This window comes from Bacteroides sp. 1001302B_160321_D4 (assembly GCF_015667765.1).
In the GTDB taxonomy this organism is placed as follows: Bacteria; Bacteroidota; Bacteroidia; order Bacteroidales; family Bacteroidaceae; genus Bacteroides; species Bacteroides xylanisolvens.
Genome location: NZ_JADPLO010000046.1, coordinates 1 through 19,764 on the forward strand (window position 1 = coordinate 1; position 19,764 = coordinate 19,764).

Annotated in this window: 28 protein-coding genes and 1 pseudogene; 5 read left to right on the forward strand and 24 right to left on the reverse strand. The window is 36.4% G+C overall.

Annotated elements, in window-relative coordinates; genetic code table 11:
* Nucleotides 1-157: 157 nt before the first annotated feature.
* The 7 genes and pseudogenes from KFO40_RS16970 to KFO40_RS17000 form a co-directional block, all read right to left on the reverse strand.
* Nucleotides 158-752 (reverse strand): annotated as a pseudogene (locus KFO40_RS16970) (Fic family protein).
* Nucleotides 753-995: 243 nt separating this feature from the next.
* Entirely contained in the window at nt 996-1,346 is a 351-nt protein-coding gene (locus tag KFO40_RS16975; RefSeq protein ID WP_211146620.1) for a hypothetical protein, read from the reverse strand.
* 170 nt (nt 1,347-1,516) lie between these two features.
* On the reverse strand, nt 1,517-1,804 hold the full coding sequence (locus KFO40_RS16980) for a hypothetical protein (protein ID WP_055236454.1): 288 nt from the start codon (nt 1,802-1,804) through the stop codon (nt 1,517-1,519).
* 42 nt (nt 1,805-1,846) lie between these two features.
* Nucleotides 1,847-2,317 carry a hypothetical protein gene (locus tag KFO40_RS16985; protein ID WP_151936775.1) on the reverse strand — a complete coding sequence of 157 codons (471 nt, stop codon included), beginning with the start codon at nt 2,315-2,317 and terminating at the stop codon, nt 1,847-1,849.
* Nucleotides 2,318-2,320: 3 nt separating this feature from the next.
* Nucleotides 2,321-2,896, reverse strand: coding sequence for a Panacea domain-containing protein (locus tag KFO40_RS16990; RefSeq protein ID WP_055236452.1), 576 nt, complete (start codon nt 2,894-2,896; stop codon nt 2,321-2,323).
* Nucleotides 2,897-3,749: 853 nt separating this feature from the next.
* Nucleotides 3,750-3,944, reverse strand: coding sequence for a 2-C-methyl-D-erythritol 4-phosphate cytidylyltransferase (locus tag KFO40_RS16995; RefSeq protein ID WP_151936774.1), 195 nt, complete (start codon nt 3,942-3,944; stop codon nt 3,750-3,752).
* A gap of 120 nt (nt 3,945-4,064) precedes the next feature.
* The gene (locus tag KFO40_RS17000; RefSeq protein WP_151936773.1) at nt 4,065-4,457 is read right to left on the reverse strand and encodes a hypothetical protein; all 393 of its coding nucleotides are present in this window, start codon (nt 4,455-4,457) and stop codon (nt 4,065-4,067) included.
* 167 nt (nt 4,458-4,624) lie between these two features.
* On the opposite strand from KFO40_RS17000, the gene KFO40_RS17005 reads away from it, so the two are divergent.
* From KFO40_RS17005 to KFO40_RS17020, 4 genes are all read left to right on the forward strand, one after another.
* On the forward strand, nt 4,625-4,879 hold the full coding sequence (locus tag KFO40_RS17005) for a helix-turn-helix transcriptional regulator (RefSeq protein WP_151936772.1): 255 nt from the start codon (nt 4,625-4,627) through the stop codon (nt 4,877-4,879).
* Nucleotides 4,880-4,883: 4 nt separating this feature from the next.
* Complete coding sequence (locus KFO40_RS17010) at nt 4,884-5,645, forward strand: Fic family protein (RefSeq protein ID WP_055236447.1); 762 nt, start codon at nt 4,884-4,886, stop codon at nt 5,643-5,645.
* 3 nt (nt 5,646-5,648) lie between these two features.
* The gene (locus KFO40_RS17015) at nt 5,649-6,071 is read left to right on the forward strand and encodes a cell filamentation protein Fic (RefSeq protein WP_151936770.1); all 423 of its coding nucleotides are present in this window, start codon (nt 5,649-5,651) and stop codon (nt 6,069-6,071) included.
* A gap of 67 nt (nt 6,072-6,138) precedes the next feature.
* On the forward strand, nt 6,139-6,864 hold the full coding sequence (locus tag KFO40_RS17020) for a hypothetical protein (RefSeq protein ID WP_061447830.1): 726 nt from the start codon (nt 6,139-6,141) through the stop codon (nt 6,862-6,864).
* An 87-nt stretch (nt 6,865-6,951) separates the two neighbouring features.
* Here the strand turns inward: KFO40_RS17020 and KFO40_RS17025 are convergent, their stop codons facing one another.
* The 14 genes from KFO40_RS17025 to KFO40_RS17090 form a co-directional block, all read right to left on the reverse strand.
* Entirely contained in the window at nt 6,952-7,185 is a 234-nt protein-coding gene (locus KFO40_RS17025; RefSeq protein WP_151936769.1) for a hypothetical protein, read from the reverse strand.
* Nucleotides 7,172-7,654: a DNA-packaging protein gene (locus tag KFO40_RS17030; RefSeq protein ID WP_151936768.1), complete on the reverse strand. Its 483-nt coding sequence runs from the start codon at nt 7,652-7,654 to the stop codon at nt 7,172-7,174. Before KFO40_RS17030 ends, KFO40_RS17025 begins: the two co-directional genes overlap by 14 nt.
* A 2-nt stretch (nt 7,655-7,656) precedes the next feature.
* Nucleotides 7,657-8,151: a hypothetical protein gene (locus tag KFO40_RS17035; protein ID WP_151936767.1), complete on the reverse strand. Its 495-nt coding sequence runs from the start codon at nt 8,149-8,151 to the stop codon at nt 7,657-7,659.
* 33 nt (nt 8,152-8,184) lie between these two features.
* Nucleotides 8,185-8,346: a hypothetical protein gene (locus KFO40_RS17040; RefSeq protein ID WP_007754900.1), complete on the reverse strand. Its 162-nt coding sequence runs from the start codon at nt 8,344-8,346 to the stop codon at nt 8,185-8,187.
* A 4-nt stretch (nt 8,347-8,350) separates the two neighbouring features.
* Nucleotides 8,351-10,162: a hypothetical protein gene (locus KFO40_RS17045; RefSeq protein ID WP_151936766.1), complete on the reverse strand. Its 1,812-nt coding sequence runs from the start codon at nt 10,160-10,162 to the stop codon at nt 8,351-8,353.
* Between the two features lie 31 nt (nt 10,163-10,193).
* On the reverse strand, nt 10,194-10,496 hold the full coding sequence (locus tag KFO40_RS17050) for a hypothetical protein (protein ID WP_055236616.1): 303 nt from the start codon (nt 10,494-10,496) through the stop codon (nt 10,194-10,196).
* A 75-nt stretch (nt 10,497-10,571) separates the two neighbouring features.
* Nucleotides 10,572-10,970: a RusA family crossover junction endodeoxyribonuclease gene (locus tag KFO40_RS17055; protein ID WP_151936765.1), complete on the reverse strand. Its 399-nt coding sequence runs from the start codon at nt 10,968-10,970 to the stop codon at nt 10,572-10,574.
* Between the two features lie 2 nt (nt 10,971-10,972).
* Nucleotides 10,973-12,373, reverse strand: coding sequence for a replicative DNA helicase (gene dnaB / locus KFO40_RS17060; RefSeq protein ID WP_151936764.1), 1,401 nt, complete (start codon nt 12,371-12,373; stop codon nt 10,973-10,975).
* Entirely contained in the window at nt 12,339-13,004 is a 666-nt protein-coding gene (locus tag KFO40_RS17065) for a DUF6291 domain-containing protein (protein ID WP_211146621.1), read from the reverse strand. Before KFO40_RS17065 ends, dnaB begins: the two co-directional genes overlap by 35 nt.
* On the reverse strand, nt 12,997-13,299 hold the full coding sequence (locus KFO40_RS17070) for an AbrB family transcriptional regulator (RefSeq protein WP_410489905.1): 303 nt from the start codon (nt 13,297-13,299) through the stop codon (nt 12,997-12,999). Before KFO40_RS17070 ends, KFO40_RS17065 begins: the two co-directional genes overlap by 8 nt.
* A 2-nt stretch (nt 13,300-13,301) precedes the next feature.
* Complete coding sequence (locus KFO40_RS17075) at nt 13,302-13,607, reverse strand: helix-turn-helix domain-containing protein (RefSeq protein WP_151936762.1); 306 nt, start codon at nt 13,605-13,607, stop codon at nt 13,302-13,304.
* Between the two features lie 3 nt (nt 13,608-13,610).
* Nucleotides 13,611-13,922: a helix-turn-helix domain-containing protein gene (locus KFO40_RS17080; RefSeq protein ID WP_151936761.1), complete on the reverse strand. Its 312-nt coding sequence runs from the start codon at nt 13,920-13,922 to the stop codon at nt 13,611-13,613.
* A 97-nt stretch (nt 13,923-14,019) separates the two neighbouring features.
* Nucleotides 14,020-14,925: a hypothetical protein gene (locus KFO40_RS17085; RefSeq protein WP_151936760.1), complete on the reverse strand. Its 906-nt coding sequence runs from the start codon at nt 14,923-14,925 to the stop codon at nt 14,020-14,022.
* 7 nt (nt 14,926-14,932) lie between these two features.
* Nucleotides 14,933-16,258, reverse strand: coding sequence for a tyrosine-type recombinase/integrase (locus tag KFO40_RS17090; protein WP_151936759.1), 1,326 nt, complete (start codon nt 16,256-16,258; stop codon nt 14,933-14,935).
* A 370-nt stretch (nt 16,259-16,628) separates the two neighbouring features.
* On the opposite strand from KFO40_RS17090, the gene KFO40_RS17095 reads away from it, so the two are divergent.
* Complete coding sequence (locus KFO40_RS17095) at nt 16,629-17,792, forward strand: site-specific integrase (RefSeq protein ID WP_211146623.1); 1,164 nt, start codon at nt 16,629-16,631, stop codon at nt 17,790-17,792.
* A 108-nt stretch (nt 17,793-17,900) separates the two neighbouring features.
* On the opposite strand, the gene KFO40_RS17100 is transcribed toward KFO40_RS17095, so the two are convergent.
* The 3 genes from KFO40_RS17100 to KFO40_RS17110 form a co-directional block, all read right to left on the reverse strand.
* Nucleotides 17,901-18,392, reverse strand: coding sequence for an N-acetylmuramoyl-L-alanine amidase (locus tag KFO40_RS17100; RefSeq protein WP_149943912.1), 492 nt, complete (start codon nt 18,390-18,392; stop codon nt 17,901-17,903).
* 28 nt (nt 18,393-18,420) lie between these two features.
* The gene (locus KFO40_RS17105; RefSeq protein WP_118407300.1) at nt 18,421-18,678 is read right to left on the reverse strand and encodes a hypothetical protein; all 258 of its coding nucleotides are present in this window, start codon (nt 18,676-18,678) and stop codon (nt 18,421-18,423) included.
* An 18-nt stretch (nt 18,679-18,696) separates the two neighbouring features.
* Nucleotides 18,697-19,764, reverse strand: a 1,068-nt coding sequence (locus tag KFO40_RS17110) for a carbohydrate-binding protein (RefSeq protein WP_410489904.1), incomplete at its 5' end; no start/stop codon positions are given.

Genomic DNA, 19,764 nt, shown 5'->3' on the forward strand with positions numbered 1-19,764 from the left:
GCATCATTTAAAGGAGTAGTGGATATGAGCTTCTTCCTTTTTAGGCTAGCAAAGGTATATGCATGAAGGGAATTGACTAAACTTAATCCCCCAAGAATTACAACTGAGCCACAAAAACATGATATCAGGATGGTGTTTTTTGAGGAAAGACTGTTTTTTATTCCTCGATTTCTTTTATTCTTTCGATTTGTCTATTCAGGAAGTAGTCAGCATATAGGGAATATTCTCCAGTTTCGCAAAAAAGATATTAGCCCTTTCTTGTAGTTCAATATATCAGTCTCTCTTAAAGAATAAACGGGGATAATATCAGCATTCATTAATACAATACTTTCTATCATTCGGGAAGCGTGCTTGTTCTTATTAGCGAAAGGTTGTAATTGGGCTATGTTGCAATGAAGATAAACGGCTCGTTCCAATGGATTAGTATATTGTTCCTGTTGATAGAGTATTTCGTCCAGTTTTTCTTTGCTATTTATCTCTTTGATATATTCTAGTTCTGTAGTGAATGTGTTGTGTAGGTTGATTAGTATTTCTGCATCTTCATATCTCTTTAGAGAGGTGATTTGGTCTTTTAAGAGAGTTTCTGTTTCAACATAAGTGTAACTATTGCCTTCTATCTTCCCGGAATAGTAACACCATATAATAGCAAGATTCTCAACCTCACTACGATAAAGTTCGGATAGCCGAGCTATGGGATTTGAACAAATAAATGCTGCTTTATTCTGCTGTTCCTCGTTGAATATATGCTTCATGTACTCTAAATGCTATTTTGGTTTTAGTTTCATAGATACGAAGTTACTAAAAAGTTTTGATATTCGTGAGTAAGGGCTTGATAAGTCTTTCATATATGCGTGTGATGACCGGGAAGAAATCTTCATGTTTATTTTATTTCCCTTTTTTATAGCATCCACAAAATCCACATTTTTGAGAATTTCTTTCATACGTGCGTAATGACTGGGGAAAAATCTTTGTAGTGTATCAGTTCCAAATAACGGTTATTTGGAGTTATATTTCATAGTTCTGCGTTTTTGAAGGCATTTTAGAATATTCCCTTCCTCAACAGCTTCTATAATTTCATGTAGTTTATAGTATATATGTCCTCTAGGCTCGGTAATTTCGTCACCTTCTTCGTCTACCATTGTTTCAATACCAAATTGATAAGGGAATATAAATTTCCTTTTAATCAACTCTCTAATGACTCCACGTCCAAAACGTCTTTCTGCATCAGACTTGCATATAAGAATCTTTTTGTTTTTGAGGTTTGCATTCCTTTCATTCCTGTATGCTTCAATACCTAATTTAATACCAATCTCAATGGCTTGCTTAATAATCGGATCTATTCCCATGTTTTTTTTTCTTTTTGTTAAGTGACAAATGAACGAAATTACAGGGAATATTTATGCTTAGGAATAATTGGAATGTAGTTAATTCAGGAAAGAAGTAAAACCTAAACTAATTGTAATTAGAGACTTGATAATATAAATTCGGAAGCATAAATAATACTAGCTGTCTATTATTATAATCTTGGTAGCATAGGTTCATCAATAGGTCTTTTATCTAAAATGCATACCGGGCAAATTCTAAGAGAATTGAATTTTTTATCAAGTGCCTCCATAATATTACTTTCTGTGAGTTTCCTTGTATGAGTACCGTGTGATGTATATGTACAGAATAGGTTACCGAATAGTCTAATCTCAATAGGGGTTGCTAAATGGGGGTATTGATAGTCACCGTTATTGCCGAAATACGCAATAATAATTTTGCCATCAATTAACGCTTGGCAAGCATCTTTCTTGTTTATCATGAGATAAAGTTTTTTGAATTTGTTTTTAGTGGATGGAAAAAATTATAAGCCAAATCTTTTTAATTGTTTAGGAGTAACCAATGGGGATGATTTCAAAGCTCCAATAATGAGTTCTAAATCTTCATTTGTTAATTTCCCACATCTTCCTTCTCCTTCATATCTGTCTATAAAGTTATCGGCTGTAATTTCTTTGAGTTCAGCACAGCAGACAAAACTATTCTTCTTTAGGAATGGATAGTCGCTGACATTTATTGGATAGTGCAGATCCTGTAGTTCTTTCGAAATATTGGTATTGATATTACTATTAATAACAACAAAACCGATAAGAGCATTATTTGCTGTTTTTCCTACGATAATGAAATATTTGTCACGGTCGTTGTCGCCTTTATTTTTAGGAATTATTCCTTCTTTTGGGGTTAATCTCATTTTAAAGACATCTCCCTTATTTATATTAGGTAAAACAAGTTGCGATTTTTCTTTATTGGATAAAATATCAGCAATAGATGCTCCCATGTCTTAAAAAGCAAGTTTGTTAATCTCTTCGTTTTCTTTGATATATTCTATCATGCTTTCATTTGCTCCACCTGCTTTTGCCATTAGAATTGCATCCATAGGATGTGCTTTTTGTTTTTCCCATGCATTTCTCCATGCTTCATCGTGAGATTTTGTAGACAGAGTGTCTATATCAACATTTTTATTTTCTTTTATAGAAGCATCAAGGCAGTCAATATCTGATTGCGATAATTCTTCCATATCTGGTAATTCTTTTGCACTCAGTATAAAATAATATGCGGAATCTGGAGATTCAATGGAATTTGAAATAATTGATAACGGTGAATTATTAACGGCAGTAGCTTGTTTGGTCGCTACCTTTATCGCATCAAATAAAACAGAGGGGACAGGTCCTTTAGGTAGTGCACAGAAAGTATCTTGAATGATTCTTCTGCCATATTTAGCATAATGAGCTCTGTCCGCAAAATATAGTATTTTGAATAAATGAAAATAGTCTATTTCGTCACATTTGTTTATGACGTATAGTACCACAGCTTTTAATTTAAGCATTTCATCTATCGTTAATTCCTTTATTTTCATTCCTTTGCTCTTTTTTTCTGATGCAAATATAGCATGTTTTTATTGTTTTCTTTATCTCATTTTATCTTATTTCGCTTTTTTATAGTCGTTTTTACTCGAAACATGTCGTAAAACATAAAAGAATACTACTATAATGTGAGATTTTCTCACGTTATCCTATACTCCTTTGCTCGTTTTCTCATCCTGTTTGCATCTAAGCGATTTTCTAGCACCGAACAAAGAAATGATAAGTTCATGTATCGTATGACCTGCTCCGTAATCTGTCGGATCAGGTAGGGCATTACATTCCTTTGCCCTGTCTTCTCTCCCCAGTTCATCCCAACGGAGGATTATTCATAATCGGATTCTTTTAAATGTAAACCCGGCAACCATATTGTTACCGAGGTGGCTTTGTTGATGGCGTCAACTTTCATGTATCATTTATTGATGTGAGTTGTAAACCATTTCATTTAGTACTGTACAATTGTCTTTACTTAGACCCGCATTAAAACTGGTACCAGATTCTACAGTTACTAGTCTGTCAATAACGCAAGTCTGGCAATACATTACGTTAACCGTTACTTTATCGTTGTTTTGTAGAATCTTTAGTAGTCTTTCGATAAACTGCTCTCCTTGCTCTGTCCGTTCTTTGCTAGCGGGCTCTATTACCATTTCCATAGTTATATTTTATATTGATTGATTCCTGTTGTTATCGTTAAAAATTTCATCCCATACGCAGAAAGCAAGAAGGATGATACAAATAATTAGTGTAGCGTTCATAATTGATTAAACATCAAAGAAGTGTTCTCCCTTTCTCCTAAATATCCTATAGCCGGTGTATAGGCATCCAAATATTATCAATATCTCCATCTCGTTATAGCTTAATGGTTGTAACCTGTTGGTATATTGTGGAGGCTCTTATTATCTCTAATGGTGTACCGGTCACTTCTATTGCTGTGTACTCTTCGTATTCGAATACATTATACTTTATTCCTTCTATCTTTAGCATGGTAGTAATATCCTCTACTTGCTTGCTCTCGTGGAGCTTATAAACCTTTGTTTCTATCATATAGTATAATTTATGATAGGGGGAATTCCCCCTATGGTTAATAATTCAGTGAAAGGGAAGCACCTATTTTCACAAACCAGTACTTCCATGAAAACAAATCAATTATTATGAATAAAAAAATTAGTCACCGCAATACGAACCACACCCGTAGCCCATTGCACGACTAATACGGTTTTGATACTCGTTGTAAGAGATGCCCTCTTTGCGTGCTGCTATCTCGCCTTTCATGCGTTCCGCTTTGGCTTCCGCTTCTCTTCTGATCCGATCGGCTTCGATTTGTGCCTGAAGAAGAACCGAACTAATTGCGGCTTGCTCGTTCTCTTCACGTACCTTTGCTTCACGTGCTTTAGTCTCCGCTTCGATTGCCTGGCGTTCTTCGGCTACTCTAACCTCAAACTTTGCCATGCTCCAAGATTTACGGAGTGCATCAGCGAATGTCGGGTACTTTGCACGGGCATTGTTATACAAGTTGTGTGCTCTCTTCATTATTTTGCTTAAATCGTAACGTGCCATATCTTTTTTATTTATTGGTTTAACTTTGATGATGCAAAAGTGGTATTTTCGTACCACATAAACAAATAAAAGTGGGATTATCGTACTAATTTTAACCTTAATTAGTGGTATGATGATACCACGTTTGCTTTATTAATGTATCTTTGCAAAAACAAAATTTAGAAATTATGATTGAGCAACTAAGAATTAAAGAAGTTATTAAAGAGTACGGCACATCAATTAATGAAGTAGCCGATAAAATGGGAATATCACGTTTTACTCTTAGTACTCATGTAAACGGTAATCCGTCTACAGAGATACTTTTAAGAATAGCGGACGCTATAGGTTGTCCAGTAACAGAGCTATTCGAGCAACCAAAGAAAGACCGTCTTTCTCTCACTTGTCCTCATTGTGGAAAGAGTATTAATCTTAAAGTAGAATAGTCTCATGAATGAAGATTTAAAACTGTTGTTAGATAAAGCTGACACACTCAAAGGAGAATTATCCGCTTTACGTCCATTACCGGAAGATGCTTTGGAAAAGATACAGGATGCCTTAGATATAGAATACACTTACGAAAGTAACCGAATCGAAGGCAATACCCTTACATTACAGGAAACCGCCCTAGTAGTAAATGAAGGAGTTACCATATCCGGCAAATCTATGCGTGAACATCTGGAGGCTATCAATCATAGCGAGGCTATTGATTATATCAAAGATATAGCGAAGAAAGATATAGAGATAAGCGAACGCACTATCAAAGAAATACACGCTCTTATCTTGCACGGAATAGATCGTGAAAATGCCGGGCGGTATCGCACCGTTCCCGTCATGATTTCCGGTAGTACCCACATGCCGCCACAACCTTATTTAATACAGAAACAAATGGAGGATTTTATGATAAAGTTCCGGCAGATGGAGGAAGAAAAAGTACATCCGGTACTTATAGCCGCATATCTTCACGACGAACTTGTACGTATTCATCCGTTTATTGATGGAAACGGGCGAACGTCACGTTTATTGATGAATCTTTATCTTTTACGGAATGGGTATACATTGGTTACTTTAAAAGGTAGCAATGAGGATAAAATAAGTTATTATAAAGCATTGGAAGAATCTCATACAGAGAATAAGCCGGAAGCCTTTCAAAAACTTGTTGTTGAGGCCGAAATAGCCTCTTTACAAAGATATTTGTCTATAATGCAATAGGGTATGAATACAAATGAAATAGATAAATTGAGCTTTGCAAAAGCTCATGCCTTGTTTGAAACTGGAGATATAGATCGTATTGAGGTGGGAACCGTAAAGGGATTGTGTGACATACACCGTTATTTGTTCGATGGGTTGTACAGGTTTGCTGAACAGGTGCGTACGTTGAATATAGTAAAGGGAAACTTTCGTTTTGCTAATTGTATGTATCTTGATGTGATACTTAAAAAACGTCTTGGCATGGTGATCGATTGGCAGAATGTAGATAAGGTTCTCTATTTGCAAGCTATGGAAAGAAGCCCGATTAACGACCTGGAACTGCGGACTTTGTTACATCAAAGATTAACCAACCAGGTAGATGATAGAGAAGTTATATTTAAAGGTATTACGCAATCTTATTATTATGAGGGTTACGAACCAGAATAATGAAGAGGTTAGTAATCCATTTTGTTCTTTATTGTGGAAAGGACGTCAATGTAAAAGCAAATCAAATATGAATAAGAATATCAATCTTAAGTATTCAGTCAAAGGATTTTCAGATGCAAAAGCAACTGAATATTTGGAAGAACTAAGAAATAGGATTGTAGTCAATGATTATACAAGACCCCTCATATTTATCAAATATGGTAAACTGAATGTATTAAATGGACTCAAATCTATAATATCAGAAATATGTGATTGTCTGATAATTGGTAATGCACAAGCTGCTATAACTCTAACAAATCACCTATTTGAGAATAGTTTGAAACAAACATTGATAACATGGGATTCACAGGGTAGACGATTTAATGATTCTGAGAGGATAGATGAAACATTCAAACAAGAAGTTGAGGACTATGATAATAGGGATATTGAACCTAATATTAAGAAGTGTAAAAGTAAAGGTTTGATAACCAAAGATGAAGCTGAAAGATTGATAAAGCTAAAAAATATATACCGAAATACCTTTTCTCATGCTTCTTATTCAAAACTATTTAAAGAATCTTCTACTGTTATATACTCTGGTAGCTTGAATGAACCAACAAAAATAAAAGAAGAAATTGTAGATGTCTCCAAAGTTCCATTTTTATATTTATTGGCTCAAGAGCAATTTGCAAAGAAAAATGCTTTGATTTATTTTCTGGAAGTATATGAGTTCATAGATAAAATGGATAAAAAATTATTGGATTTATATCCAGAAGTGAAAGAACTTGTTTTGCAACGGGAAAATCAGCTTTGATTCCCGACAAAATAATTGTAAATATGTATTAAACATACCCCGTTCCTTGATTGGTTCGGGGCTTTTGTTTATACTTAACCATTAAAACTATAATTTATATTCTTCATTCAAACGCTTTATAGCCTTTTTTATTGTTGAGGCTGATAACTTATACTTGTTTGAAAGAAAGTCCCGAGTTTCGGCTTCTTTTCGTCCTTCTGCAAGCATATCTCTATACTCATAGAACATATCAAGATACATTATATCATCTGCGCTCACTCCGTTTCTGTTCATTGTAGCGAGTAGAAAGCGGCTTGATGCTAAAACCTCATATACTTTCATCTGCTTTGGGAATATAAGGTAAGAAATCAAAGCCTTTAAACTCTTTACTGTTGATGGTATGAGTTACCTTTTGTTTATCAGAAAGACCTATAATTCGGGAAACTATATTGGGATTAAACGCTCCAACAATAGCACCTTCTAATTGTTGTGTCCTGATAATATTCTCTATGCGTGTAATGACCGGAAAGAAATCTTCATTTGCACCCTCTTTAAATTTCCGCCAATATGATGAACTGACATCTAAATAAGCCATTAACCCGGTCAGAGAGTAAGGACGTTGTGTAGGGCTTTCTTCCTTTTCCTTTATTTCTCCTTTCGTTTTATTCTTGATTGCTTTCCATGGAGTTCTGTCACAATAGGCAAAATACTCACAGGCTACTTCCCACAACTGTTCAGGAGAAGCAAAACGCTTACTTCTCCCATGCTTGTTTCTCAACTTCCAAAATTGGTTTCTTTTAGGTGCAGACATAACTAATGTTCTTTTAATTGTTTGATTAAATCCGCTTCTTCCTGATCCTTGACTACAACGGTCAATCCTGTAGAAATTTCTCCTGAATGTTCGGTATTCTGTTTGTTCTTCCATCTGTCAGGAGCAAGGTTTGTGAGAAGGAATATTCCGGCTCCTACATTAGGCTCAACACGGACATTTTTTCTTACTTCCTTTTTCAACTTCTTTTTCTTGCCTTCCATGTAGTATTCAGAAGAAACCTGTTCGTATTCATACCCGATGGCAGACCTTGCAAGGGAAGAAACGACATTGCGTTCTAACCCGTTTTTGAAATCTTCTTTCGCCTTTTTTATAGCATTCCCGAAAGTTTCATTTTCCATCCATCGGTAATAGGTACTCTTTCCGATTCCCATTACATTACAGAAGTCAATAAGCTTTGCACCGCCATAATCTATAAGTCCGTTTTCACATACCCAGTCAACGCACTTTTGAATTGTTTCTTCATTAAATTTTGCCATATCTTCAGTAGTCTTTTATATTTAATCATTAAATTACAAATCTCCCAGATGATCCAAAGCTTCGTCCGGTATTTCCATATTTATAGCCTCCTCCATAGAGATAGAATGTCCCAAATACTCTTCTAAAAGCATTTTTCTAGTTTGATTGGCCTGTTCGGTAATACTCCGAATCTTTTCTTCTACATTTTCTTCCATGTCATTACAATTTTAAAAGTTTACACTCGCATATATCGTTCTCTTTGGTCTTTATCTCTATGATAGCCAGATAACAACCATATTGAGCCAAATAAACCGGTATATCCATCTCTAAGTCCCGCAATTCGATACTGTTAAGACGGATATACTCGGTCACTACCTTTGCATTATTGATTAGTCCTTTGTACGTCTGATAGTTATTTGCAATTAAGGTATTCCATTCTAGCCCCTTGAATATTCCCTTTGTGCCATCAAGAAGTAATATCCGAGGATTGGCTTTATTATACTGTAGTTCTCCGTTATCGTTGTAGGAATACAAAGGAATATAAGCAACGTCTCCTTTTGTACTGCAGGCGGAGAAAGGCAAAGTGATAGCATCACGTTCGTACTCTATCGTGGCATCATCAACCTGGATATTTCCATCATAGTTTCCCATGACATTATCATCTTCTTTATACCGGAACCAGTTGTTTTGAGCAATGTTATTAAGGGTGTACTGTAAGTTTCTTGGCGTTACGCTATTATAAGCCATTATCACACGATTCGTCCAGTCTACAGCTTTAGATTTGTTTGCAGACAGATTATCGAAGGGAATAAACTTGATCCCGTTTTCGCCATCCGGTAAGGCAAACAAACCGACCATTGAGGCAACGGCTTTAATGAAGTCTATTTGCTTGATGTCCGGAAGATTGGGAACTAGAGGAAATTTCTCACCAAAAGATATTTCACCCTTAGTCTTTAGATACAGATTTATATTACTATCAGATTCAATAAAACAAGAATTTTGATCTATGGATGGTCTTGGAGTAAGACTTAAATCAAATTTATACCCATCTTTTATATCTACTTCATAACTAAATTGAAAATAAAGAGATTTATATCCGTCTTTTTGTTCTATTTGAGGATATATAGTTTTACTTATTACAGGAGATGTATTTGCGCTATCTTCATATACGTTAAGTATTATAGGATAATCGGATGAAGATGTACTATATGTATATTTTATTCCAATATATATTTCTCCACTTATTAGTGAAGCTTCATAATTTGATTTCAAGAAAGTGTTTTCTGAAAGAATCTCTCCATAATTCTGTTGTGTAGCATCTGGGATTGAAAAAACAACATCGCAAGAATTAAATCCGTCATATCTAAGACCTGAAGCCTTTATAATAAATGGGAACTTATCAAAAAGGGGTTGTGAATCATTCCTTGTCAAAAGAGGAATAATCATTTTGTTTATAACAGTAAGCTTGTCAGACGGGAAATTAAATGTCACTCCGCTTTCTTCTTGAATCCTATAAAGTATCCACCATACAGGTACTACTGGATGACGCCAAACGTTTGGATCATTAGGGTTAAACCCGTAGTCAATACGTGGAAATCTTTCCGAATTTTCTCCCCAATTTTCCCAAACAACCCAATCTGTACCCTCAACTGTTCCATATTCCAAATCCGTTAGCTTCTTGCCATCGTTTACTACACTGGCGAAGTTAGTGACATTACCCCAGGTAAGAGCTATTTCTATTGATTCATTAATCTCTAGCAATACTACAATTGCATCTTTGATTATCTCAATGCCATTCCGTAATAACGTACCTTTATGCTTTAGGTACGGATAACGGCTTATTGAACTGGGAAGATGTGCGCACTCAATCAAAGCCAGATTCTTTGCTGTTTTAGGAAGTTTTATCGTATAACTGCTATTACTTACAATTTTACTAATATCGGTTAGCAGGTTACTCTTGTAGCTCAAAGTAATATCCGTCTTGTTGAGATCGGCTTTTGTGTTATTGATATATAATTCGTCTCTTATCATAATGTTTAAATTTTGATTATTAGTAATTTATTTAATTAGAAAATGTCTTTTGCATATACTTCAGTACTTTTTTCATAGCGTATTCGCCATCTCTGATACACCAACCTGTGTCACCAAATTGTGATGAACGGGGATAGGATTCATAAACCTGTTCGTTTTCGTCCTTCTCCAGATTCGACCGGAACACCTCGAAATATACAATCCCTTCCGGGGTGGTTCTTCGGTAGCAGTACATTCGGTTGCTTTCGTTTTTAGATACCAATTCGAAAGAATCACCGTACTTTTTAAATTTATCCTTTAATGGAGGATATTTTATGCGCTTTAATCTTTCCATTTTAAAATCTTGTTTTTATATTAGCGACTTTCTCCGCAAAGATGAACATCTTATCATCCCGCAAAAGAAAATGGCTTAAATCGCTTTATTTGGACTAAATATATTTTTTTGCTCGTTTATCTCTTCCAGACCAAACTCTACTCTCGGATTCCGTCGGTCTATCCGTTTCTCCGCATGAATCTCAAAACATAGGCTGTCATTTGTAATAGCCTCCACCATTTGCAAGCAATCAAGGATCGTTTTTAAGGCATTATCCAGATCGAAGCGAATATTCCCATGCCATACACGAATAAATAGCTTGAAACGACCGGAAATGCGCTTTCCTCGATACTTCTTGCATTGTAGGCAGAAGGATTTCTCATACTCCCTGATCCGGTCGTTTTTGATGATCCGTTTCTGACCGTCTTTGCCCGGTACGGCTTGATAGTTATTTGCTTTCGCTATCACTTGTCCGTAGATTGTTTCTATTTCCATAGCTAGAAGGGATTGTTTTCTGTATAACCTTTCGAATCGTAGTCAAATATCTTAGTTAGGGAACCGTTATGCTTGAATTTGACAGTTCCGACAGAACCGTTTCGATGTTTGGCTATAATCAATTCACCATAGTTGTAAACCTCATGCCCGGATGAATCCTTTACACTGATTCCGTAATATTCCGGACGATGGACGAATATAACCATGTCCGCATCCTGTTCAATGGCTCCCGATTCTCGAAGGTCTGCAAGAATAGGTTTTTTATCCTGTCTCTTGTCTACTTCCCGGTTGAGTTGAGACAGAAGGATAACAGGTACATTCAATTCTTTAGCGATAATCTTTGCTTCCCGGGACATCCGGGCTATTTCCTGTTCTCTGTTTCTTGTTCCATTTGAGCTTTCAGTTACCAACTGTAAATAGTCTATTATCACCATTCCACATTTGTTTTGTCGATGGTATAAACGGCACGTTGCACGGATGTAACTCATTCCTATAGCTGCGTTATCGTTTATTGTTATCGGTAAGCTGTATAAAGTTACCCCTACTGCTTTATCTATTTGCTGTAGCTCATCTTGGCTTATATTGCCGGACCTTAATTTGCTGGGATGTACATTGGATTCTGAAGCAATGAAACGTTCATACAGGCTGACAGAATCCATTTCTAAAGAAAAAATGACTACCGGAATACCTTGTCTAGCTGCTGACTTTCCAAAATGTAGAGATACAGCAGTTTTTCCCATGGCTGGGCGTGCTGCCAATACTATCAACTCGCCACCGTGCCAACCGGAATTCATATCGTTAAGGTCTTGTAGCCCGGTTGTTATTCCTGTCTGTTTCCCGCTACTATACAATCCCATCTTCCTCTCTATGTTTTTTAATGCGGACTGTGCAATGTCTTTAAATGACTGGGATTCACTTTGCCCGATTAAATCCTGCTGCATTTGCTCCAGTGCTTTCCCCGCATTGAAAAGGACGTCGCCGATATCTTCCGTATCGTCATAAGCTTGTTGTTGGAGTATATGGGATAATTCAATAGCTTTCCGTTGTAGATATTTCTGTTTTACCATCAAGGCATGTTCGACGGCGTGGAATGAATCGTAGCCGTGATTCAAAGTTTCAGCGATGAAGTGGGGCGGAACTTCTTCTATCTTTCCCATCGAACGTATCTCATTCGTTACTGACACTATATCACATGGTTTATTGCTTGCATGAAGAGACCGTATAGCTTCATACAATATTGCATTCCGGATATCAAAAAACATGTCTGTTCTTAGATCGGAAGATATAGCATCAAATACTTTATCACCTCCAATGCTAAGGAGAGAACCGTTAACGGCTTGCTCCGCTTCAGGTGCGTTCGGCATTCCCTTAATTGGGGACGGTGTATACTTGTTTGTTTTCATCCTGTACCTCCTTTCTTCCGTGATTCTGCCACCAATAAGTAAACCTTCTCTTTGCGTCTGATATGTTCGATATACTTCGTTCTTCTCCGATTGAAACGATATAAGCAATGAACTTATCTAACTGGTCGGGAAGCATAGAAATAAAAGACACGCCTAAAGTAGACTGCATACAAACAGATTCTTTCCATGTTTCGTCAGATAGTAGTTGCTCTTTGATTGATTGAAGGTCGAGAACTTTATTTGCTCCCTCTCTCACACTCTCTCCATTAAGAGAGAGAGTATCACTAACACTTACACTATCACTTACACTTACAGTTGACGTTCGTTTACGGTCGCATACGGTCGTTGACGTTCGTTTACGGTCGTTCGCTTGATGTTTTCTGCTTTCTGCACTTTTGAGAGCGGCTTCTTTCCGTTGTTTGATAGCAGCATCATATTTGCCTATATTACAGTCAATAGCCGGTTTAAAGATGGAGAACATTGCATTGACTACAGTATTGTCTGTTTGCGGCATTTCTTCTGTTCTAACATAGTCGAATATTGCTTTAATGAGTTCGCCCGCAATGTCGTTGGGCTGTCCGTCGAACGCATCTTCCCATTCTGTATAAAGTACAAATGATTTTCTACTCATTGATACCTCCTTCCCAGTCAATAGACATTTGCCGTTTGTCCGGCTCTAACCAGTATAGTTTTCTTCTATCGTCCAGGCGAACGTCTTTAATGTTCCAACCTTCTTTTCTAAGGTCGGATATGACTTTCCGGCTATCGTTTCCGCCAGTAAGTTTGTTTAAATCTTTACTAGTGTACTTGCCACCATCTAAGAATAGTTTGCGAATCTGTTGTTTGATTCGAGATGATTTGCTATCTTTGCTCCTGTTGTTGAGGAGATTGGCGGTCGTGGAGGCTGCCTTTTTCTTTTCTTCCATAGTCATGCCCTCCGATATTTGAATACGACCTGCTTTTTTACTGCCTCATCAATAGCATCTGCTTCATATAGGATTCTACTACCTACATGTTTGGCGACAAGAAGTCCGTCCTTTGTTATTCTCGCCAATGTTGGTAAGGTGACATGAAGGATTTCAGCGGCTTCTTTTCGAGTGTAGAACTTAGGTTCTTTCTTTGATGCAGCTAATACTCTCTCTGATACTCTGTCTACTATTTCGTCAATAATAGGGGAGATGAAGCCCATAACGAGCTGTTGCGTCTGGGTAATGTTAATGTCTGACTTTCCCATAGATTATTCTTTAAAGGATTTTTTCAAGGCATTATTAATATCACTATCAGTGTAATATACACGTGAACCAATTTTTCTGGCGTTAATAACACCCAATTTAGTCCAGTTATCTAAAGTGACAAGAGAGATTTGCAGTTTTTCTGCTGCTGCTTTACGTTTGTAAAGCCTGTCTTTGGGACTTACATCTACTTTGAGAGTAGACTCTATTATATCAGCCAACTTCTTATCAAGTAAGCGGCTCAACATACTTTCAAGGTCACTCATTGTTGCGCCTTGAATAAGTACCGAATTAGGGGTAGAAATAAATTGCTCCATAATCTTTCGTTTTTGATTATGGAGCAAAGTTTGTCTGTTTTTATCAATAATTATCTATGCGCATATATGTGAAATAATAATGCGCATATATGCAAAATTAAACATCGGCTAAAGCAGAACTAATAATAGATTCAATATCATCTATATTTCTATTTGAATCATTGGAATTTACTCTAAGATAGTTGCTTATTATACTGGATTCTTTGCCATTAGCAAATATATCTGTGTATGAAATTAGGAATTTGGCTAGTTCTTCGTTAGAGTTATCAAGATATCCTCTATTTCTTAATTCTCTAAATAAACATGCTAGTATTTTTTTAGGTTTTGTAGAATTCCATTTTATTTTTAAGTGGTTCTCTTCTTGAGATATTTGTGTTGTAGTTATCTTTGTAACTGATAGTTTTGTGTTTTCTTTTTTCAACTCTTCATTTTCTAACATTAAGATGGATTCTTTACTGTTTAAAGTCGATATTTCATTTCTTAATTTTTCTACTTCTAATTCAAGTTTACGCTTTTCATCAGATATTCTATCAAATTCAACTTCCAGAGTAAATATTTTACTTGATAAATCATTGTTTTCTGCTATAACTTTTATGTTTTTCTTTCCTAATTCCGTTTTATGTTTTTCCATAAAACCATTTATTTCCCAATGTCCAAAATTATCGCATTCAAATACTGATAATATATAATCGTATGCTGTTTTCGTCAATTCATACTCTTCAAACAGTTCGTTTTCAACACATTTTTCAAAAAGATTTGTGTGGTAATGTAGTGTCCAATTGCGTATGCCTGCTTTTTCTATGATTTTCTCATAAAAGCAGTAAAGGGTATCTATGTCCTTAGTGTTATTGATATTGCCAAATAATTCCTCTTCAAATTCTGTCTTAGTATCAGAAAACCAACTTTCATTCGGGAATTTCAGCGTAGTAAATGGAGCGTCTGATAAATAAGATATTGAGTTTGCGATCCCTTTAATATATTCTTTAAATTTACAGAATTTCATAATAACACTATTTGACTATTCGTAATTTCGTGAAATAATTCTCTTTAGCTGCTATCATACTCTTTTCTGATTCACCCAGTTTGAGGTATGTCTTTAGCTGCTGCTCGCTACTGTGTCCGGTGATAGCCATTATAGAACTTAATGAAGCCCCGGCTTTATACATATTGGTTGCTAAACTTCTCCGGCAGGTATGAGTTTTAAGAAGGTCGCAGAAACGTTTTTTAGCGGTATACTCCATCGCTCCCCGTTGTTCGTCAAACTCTACTATTTCCGTCCATCCTAAAGCCTCGCCAATCTCTTTGATATGGTCGTTTATCTTTTGGTCGTAGACTTTGGGAAGTGCACCGTTATATTTGTCAAGGATAGCCGCAACACGATAATCAAGAGGAATATAAACGATATTTCCGGTTTTTTCCTGTTTAAGTTTGATGTACTTATTGCCATCGGTAAGGGTAACTATCATTTTCGTATTGATGCGCTTATAATCACTTACTCGTTGCCCGGTCAGACAGCCAACTACAAACACATCTTTTATCTTTTCCCATGCCGGACGATTGGATAAATTGTACTCATAAAGTTCCTGTATTCGTTCTTCAGTCAAATAGACATTATCAACATCTTTATAGATTACATCAAAACCAAACCGGACGTTTGCCGCATCCATTAGTTTAAGCTGTTCGGCTGCATAACATATCGTTTTGCATATCTTCACCATCCGAGCGATAGTATTAGGGGAATATTCCTTATCTGTGAGGAATGATCGGAAGTCATTATAAAACTCTATTGTCAGGTCCTCAAAACCAATAACCTTTAGCCTTGTTTCTTGATACGCTTTAAACTGGGATTGAAAGCCTTTGTAGCTCTTGATTGTTCCAAGAGATATATTTGTGGTTCCTCCTTTCTTTTTCCGTTTTCCGATTTCGCATTCGTGAATGAATTGTGCTATAAAGTCGTTGAAGTTGGTAGCCTGTTCTTCTTCTAGGGCTTTAGCTTCAGCTTCTGCTCGTTCTTTTTCGGCTGCTATCTGTTCAGCATATACTATTTCATAGATACGTTTATTTACAAGTTCATTAGTAACATTTGTATCTGAATCAAGGATGTTATTTAGAGTTTTCTCTATCAAGTCCAGTTTATCAAAAAACTCTTTGTTGTTTTTATCATTCCTGTAGTTCTTTCTTTTTATTGCTGATTCTTGGGACTTTTCCCATGCTGATACATCAACTTCTAGCAAGGTTGAGGCTTTGATGTCTATATCCTTAGCTTTGCTTCTGATACGGGCAAATAGAGTGGCTATCTTTGCCTTCTTGTTTCGGATAAAAAAAGATACTGCCATAGCTTTATATTTTAGTTCGAGTTCTTACTATGATAAGGTGGGAACAAATATACAATAAATGTTTTATATGTTCCCACTTTGTTCCCACCTTTTCTTTATCTTATTTTATTCTATTTTCTTTATGTGATAAATAATTTGTTGTTTTTCAGTAGTTTATGAAAATAATGTTTTATCTAATAAATAAGGAAAATAAAGAAAAAGAGGTTCTCCAGGAACCTCGAAGAAGGCAAAATGCCGGATACAGAAATGTGTCCGGCATTTGTTATTTGTTGACACACAAACAATTAACTACTTCTGTATTTGTGTAACAAACTGTGCAGGTGTAGACCGATTATCAATTCTTACCTGTAAAAAGGGACCATTGTAGATTATGGTAACTATAAAAATATATCTAAGAACATACGGAAGCGACCCATCTACTGGAGTCGTTTGGTTATCTTTTTACGTTAATCGTGAAAAAGTAAACTTTTCAACGAAAGTCTCTGTTGATTTGAAAAATTGGAATGATAAGAAGAAGTGTGTGGGAGTAGGAGACAAACAAAGCAATGACAAAAACCTGATTATAGAAAACATATTAGCCAGGATAAACAATGTTTTTGTAAAATACCGACTTCGTGATCGCAAACTTACTCGCGATGCTTTTCTTAAAGCATATCATCGGCCAACCGATTACAATACTTTTTTCGAGTTCGTACGAGACTATCAAAAAAAAGAATCGTTTAAACTTGAATATTCAACTTTTAAGACGAACTTATCGGTTATCAAAAAGCTGCAAGAATATAATCCTAATCTCTATTTTGATGATATAACCAGGGAGTGGCTTGATGAGTATTTCTTTCATCTGATGACTGGACTTGGAAATAATCAAAATACCGCAAACAAAAACATGGCCACAATAAAGAAGTATGTTTTAGCTGCATACAATGCTGGATATATGGATGAGAATCCTTTCAAGAACTGGAAGATAAAGAAAGGAATTCCTGGTGGTGAGTATTTGCAAGAAGATGAGTTACAAATTTTGATGGGGTTATATATGGATGGAGAACTGGACTATAAACATCATAAAACATTAGAAATGTTTTTGTTTTTATGTTTTAGCTCTTTGCACATAGGGGATGCAAAGAAATTGATTCTTGAGCAGTTTACAGATGATACATTGACTTATTTCCGAATGAAGCTAAAGAAAAGAAAACCATTTCCTATTCAAGTACCTATATCGGATCCACTTCGTACATTACTGAAAAATATTGTTGGTACCAGAAAAAAGGGTATCGTTTTTGAGAAACTGCCAGCTGATCAAACGATGAATAGATTCCTGAAAGAAATAGCTGCTATTGCTGGAATAGAGAAGAACATTACACATAAAGTTGGTAGACATACTTTTGCAACTATTTTTTTGCGTAAGACTAAAGATATAGCTTCCTTGAAAGAGATACTAGGACATTCTGATTTAAAAGAGACTTTAGTGTATGCCCATGTTTTAAACGAGAGTAAGCAAGAGGGAATGCAGTGTTTCAACTGTTTTGCATTTTAAATTGTACATTTGTACAATGTATTTCTATTAGTCTGAAAACCAGTAAATAACGAGCGTACAGTCTTTGTACACTTTGGTACAAAACACTGCATGCTCGTACAAACTTTCTTATGGTCGTATAACAACTGCAGGAGAGTAGCCGAATTCAATTGCAGCGTCGAAGCAGGGGCAGGATTTAATCCATTCCTTTGACTCTACGATGCCATTGTCATTCAGATCTGGAGAAGTATCTCTGTGACCTAGTACTTCTGTGATCTTGAATTGACTTTTGAGTCGGGAGACCAACTCGATTAGTGCAATTTTTTGTGCAGGAGTACGTGTGTCTGCTGGGTTACCGTTAGCGTCTAAACCACCTACATAGCAAATTCCTACGCTATGTTTATTGTATGATATACCAGAGGTGCCTTTAGTATTACAATGGGCACCTTCCATTGATAGAGGTCTTCCTTCTTCGATGGTACCATCTAAGTCAATGATATAGTGATAACCAATCATAGAAAAGTTTCGATCTCTATGCATTCGATCAATGTCTTTTGCTTTGAAAGCTTGTCCAGCACGTGTAGCCGAACAGTGGATGATGATTGAATCAATATTGTTCATATCTTTAATAAAAGTGATTGAAACTGAATTATTCTACCGATAAAGCTTTATTAACCGCTACCTGAACAAAAGCGACGAACCCCGTACTCACATATTTTTTAATACTTTCCGCCTGTTCGGGAGATACTTCTACTTCACCGTTCTTGTAGATGTTTTGAGCTAATTCCAACTCACCCAAGTCGGCAGTTCTCTGATAGATCGCATTGCCTAACATTTTTGCAATATCGACAGTACTGTTATTCCCTTCGATGTCTTTTACTTGAATTTCTCTAAAGTCTATTTTCATAATTATGTGATTTGATTATTATCCCCAATATGCATTAAATAAAATGCCATTTTTAAACTGCAACACGCGAGTCTGCTGCCTTCCATTATTCCAAACGGCAGCACAGCTGAAAAACTCATCAATACCTCTTTGACCATCAACTACAATGCCACCATCAATAGCAAGTGCTATGTTATCTCGTCCTCCGGTTACACTAATAGATACACCCCTATTTATATCATAAGGTCTTGAACGGTGATCGTAGAATCTTCCTAAATAATCGACTCCCATTGTACTAAACGGACCTACAATAACTTGCCTATTTTTACTATTAAAACCAATCATATCATCGTAAAGGAACATCTCCTTTTTATCTATAGTTGGTATACTGGTAGAACCTGTCCCTATACTATTAGCAGAAATCTTAAAGCCTCCAATAGTGCCATCAACAGCTTCTATTCGTTTTACAACGAGTTTGTTTACATCGATAAAATCAGCGACGATCTTTCCATCACTGATAAACGTCTTCCCCCCAACTAATATCGCACCTGTTTTAGGGAGTGATAATTTCCCGTCTGCTGTTAGTTCAAGCCCGGTTACATTGTGCTTAATCGAACCGCCTGTCATTAACCAACCTTGCGTTTTGGCTTGATTACCGATAAATAGACCAGACGTACCGAGTATATCGATCGTTGCATTTTGAGCTACTAATAAATGCGTAGCGACATTTATAAATTCGTTAAACAAAGTCCATTTCGTTACATCGAAAGAACTCCCAGAAGTATGATCCGTCCGGCATGAATAAGTATTTCCGTTATAGATAACCGTATCCCGATACTGCGTATTATTGACGTAGTTAGTATTTGCTTTCCACTCACCGCGTGGACGGATTAGAGCACCGGGAAGCCCGGTTGCACCCGTATCACCCTTGTCGCCTTTATCTCCTTTGTCGCCTTTATCTCCTTTGTCGCCCTTGACTTTCGTCCAGGTATAAGCGGAAAACGTATTGCTGTCTGCCGCCGTGAAGTCGGTGTATTGGCCAATGTAAGCACCCGGCGTCTCACCGCCATTTGCCGTAAAGGTCGTACCGTTGTCACTATACTTGAT

Coding starts and splice junctions, on each gene's coding strand:
- KFO40_RS16975 (WP_211146620.1), bottom strand. CDS start 1,346: ATGGGAATAGATCCGATTATTAAGCAAGCCATTGAGATTGGTATTAAA.
- KFO40_RS16980 (WP_055236454.1), bottom strand. CDS start 1,804: ATGATAAACAAGAAAGATGCTTGCCAAGCGTTAATTGATGGCAAAATT.
- KFO40_RS16985 (WP_151936775.1), bottom strand. CDS start 2,317: ATGGGAGCATCTATTGCTGATATTTTATCCAATAAAGAAAAATCGCAA.
- KFO40_RS16990 (WP_055236452.1), bottom strand. CDS start 2,896: ATGAAAATAAAGGAATTAACGATAGATGAAATGCTTAAATTAAAAGCT.
- KFO40_RS16995 (WP_151936774.1), bottom strand. CDS start 3,944: ATGATAGAAACAAAGGTTTATAAGCTCCACGAGAGCAAGCAAGTAGAG.
- KFO40_RS17000 (WP_151936773.1), bottom strand. CDS start 4,457: ATGGCACGTTACGATTTAAGCAAAATAATGAAGAGAGCACACAACTTG.
- KFO40_RS17005 (WP_151936772.1), top strand. CDS start 4,625: ATGATTGAGCAACTAAGAATTAAAGAAGTTATTAAAGAGTACGGCACA.
- KFO40_RS17010 (WP_055236447.1), top strand. CDS start 4,884: ATGAATGAAGATTTAAAACTGTTGTTAGATAAAGCTGACACACTCAAA.
- KFO40_RS17015 (WP_151936770.1), top strand. CDS start 5,649: ATGAATACAAATGAAATAGATAAATTGAGCTTTGCAAAAGCTCATGCC.
- KFO40_RS17020 (WP_061447830.1), top strand. CDS start 6,139: ATGAATAAGAATATCAATCTTAAGTATTCAGTCAAAGGATTTTCAGAT.
- KFO40_RS17025 (WP_151936769.1), bottom strand. CDS start 7,185: ATGAAAGTATATGAGGTTTTAGCATCAAGCCGCTTTCTACTCGCTACA.
- KFO40_RS17030 (WP_151936768.1), bottom strand. CDS start 7,654: ATGTCTGCACCTAAAAGAAACCAATTTTGGAAGTTGAGAAACAAGCAT.
- KFO40_RS17035 (WP_151936767.1), bottom strand. CDS start 8,151: ATGGCAAAATTTAATGAAGAAACAATTCAAAAGTGCGTTGACTGGGTA.
- KFO40_RS17040 (WP_007754900.1), bottom strand. CDS start 8,346: ATGGAAGAAAATGTAGAAGAAAAGATTCGGAGTATTACCGAACAGGCC.
- KFO40_RS17045 (WP_151936766.1), bottom strand. CDS start 10,162: ATGATAAGAGACGAATTATATATCAATAACACAAAAGCCGATCTCAAC.
- KFO40_RS17050 (WP_055236616.1), bottom strand. CDS start 10,496: ATGGAAAGATTAAAGCGCATAAAATATCCTCCATTAAAGGATAAATTT.
- KFO40_RS17055 (WP_151936765.1), bottom strand. CDS start 10,970: ATGGAAATAGAAACAATCTACGGACAAGTGATAGCGAAAGCAAATAAC.
- dnaB (WP_151936764.1), bottom strand. CDS start 12,373: ATGAAAACAAACAAGTATACACCGTCCCCAATTAAGGGAATGCCGAAC.
- KFO40_RS17065 (WP_211146621.1), bottom strand. CDS start 13,004: ATGAGTAGAAAATCATTTGTACTTTATACAGAATGGGAAGATGCGTTC.
- KFO40_RS17070 (WP_410489905.1), bottom strand. CDS start 13,299: ATGGAAGAAAAGAAAAAGGCAGCCTCCACGACCGCCAATCTCCTCAAC.
- KFO40_RS17075 (WP_151936762.1), bottom strand. CDS start 13,607: ATGGGAAAGTCAGACATTAACATTACCCAGACGCAACAGCTCGTTATG.
- KFO40_RS17080 (WP_151936761.1), bottom strand. CDS start 13,922: ATGGAGCAATTTATTTCTACCCCTAATTCGGTACTTATTCAAGGCGCA.
- KFO40_RS17085 (WP_151936760.1), bottom strand. CDS start 14,925: ATGAAATTCTGTAAATTTAAAGAATATATTAAAGGGATCGCAAACTCA.
- KFO40_RS17090 (WP_151936759.1), bottom strand. CDS start 16,258: ATGGCAGTATCTTTTTTTATCCGAAACAAGAAGGCAAAGATAGCCACT.
- KFO40_RS17095 (WP_211146623.1), top strand. CDS start 16,629: ATGGTAACTATAAAAATATATCTAAGAACATACGGAAGCGACCCATCT.
- KFO40_RS17100 (WP_149943912.1), bottom strand. CDS start 18,392: ATGAACAATATTGATTCAATCATCATCCACTGTTCGGCTACACGTGCT.
- KFO40_RS17105 (WP_118407300.1), bottom strand. CDS start 18,678: ATGAAAATAGACTTTAGAGAAATTCAAGTAAAAGACATCGAAGGGAAT.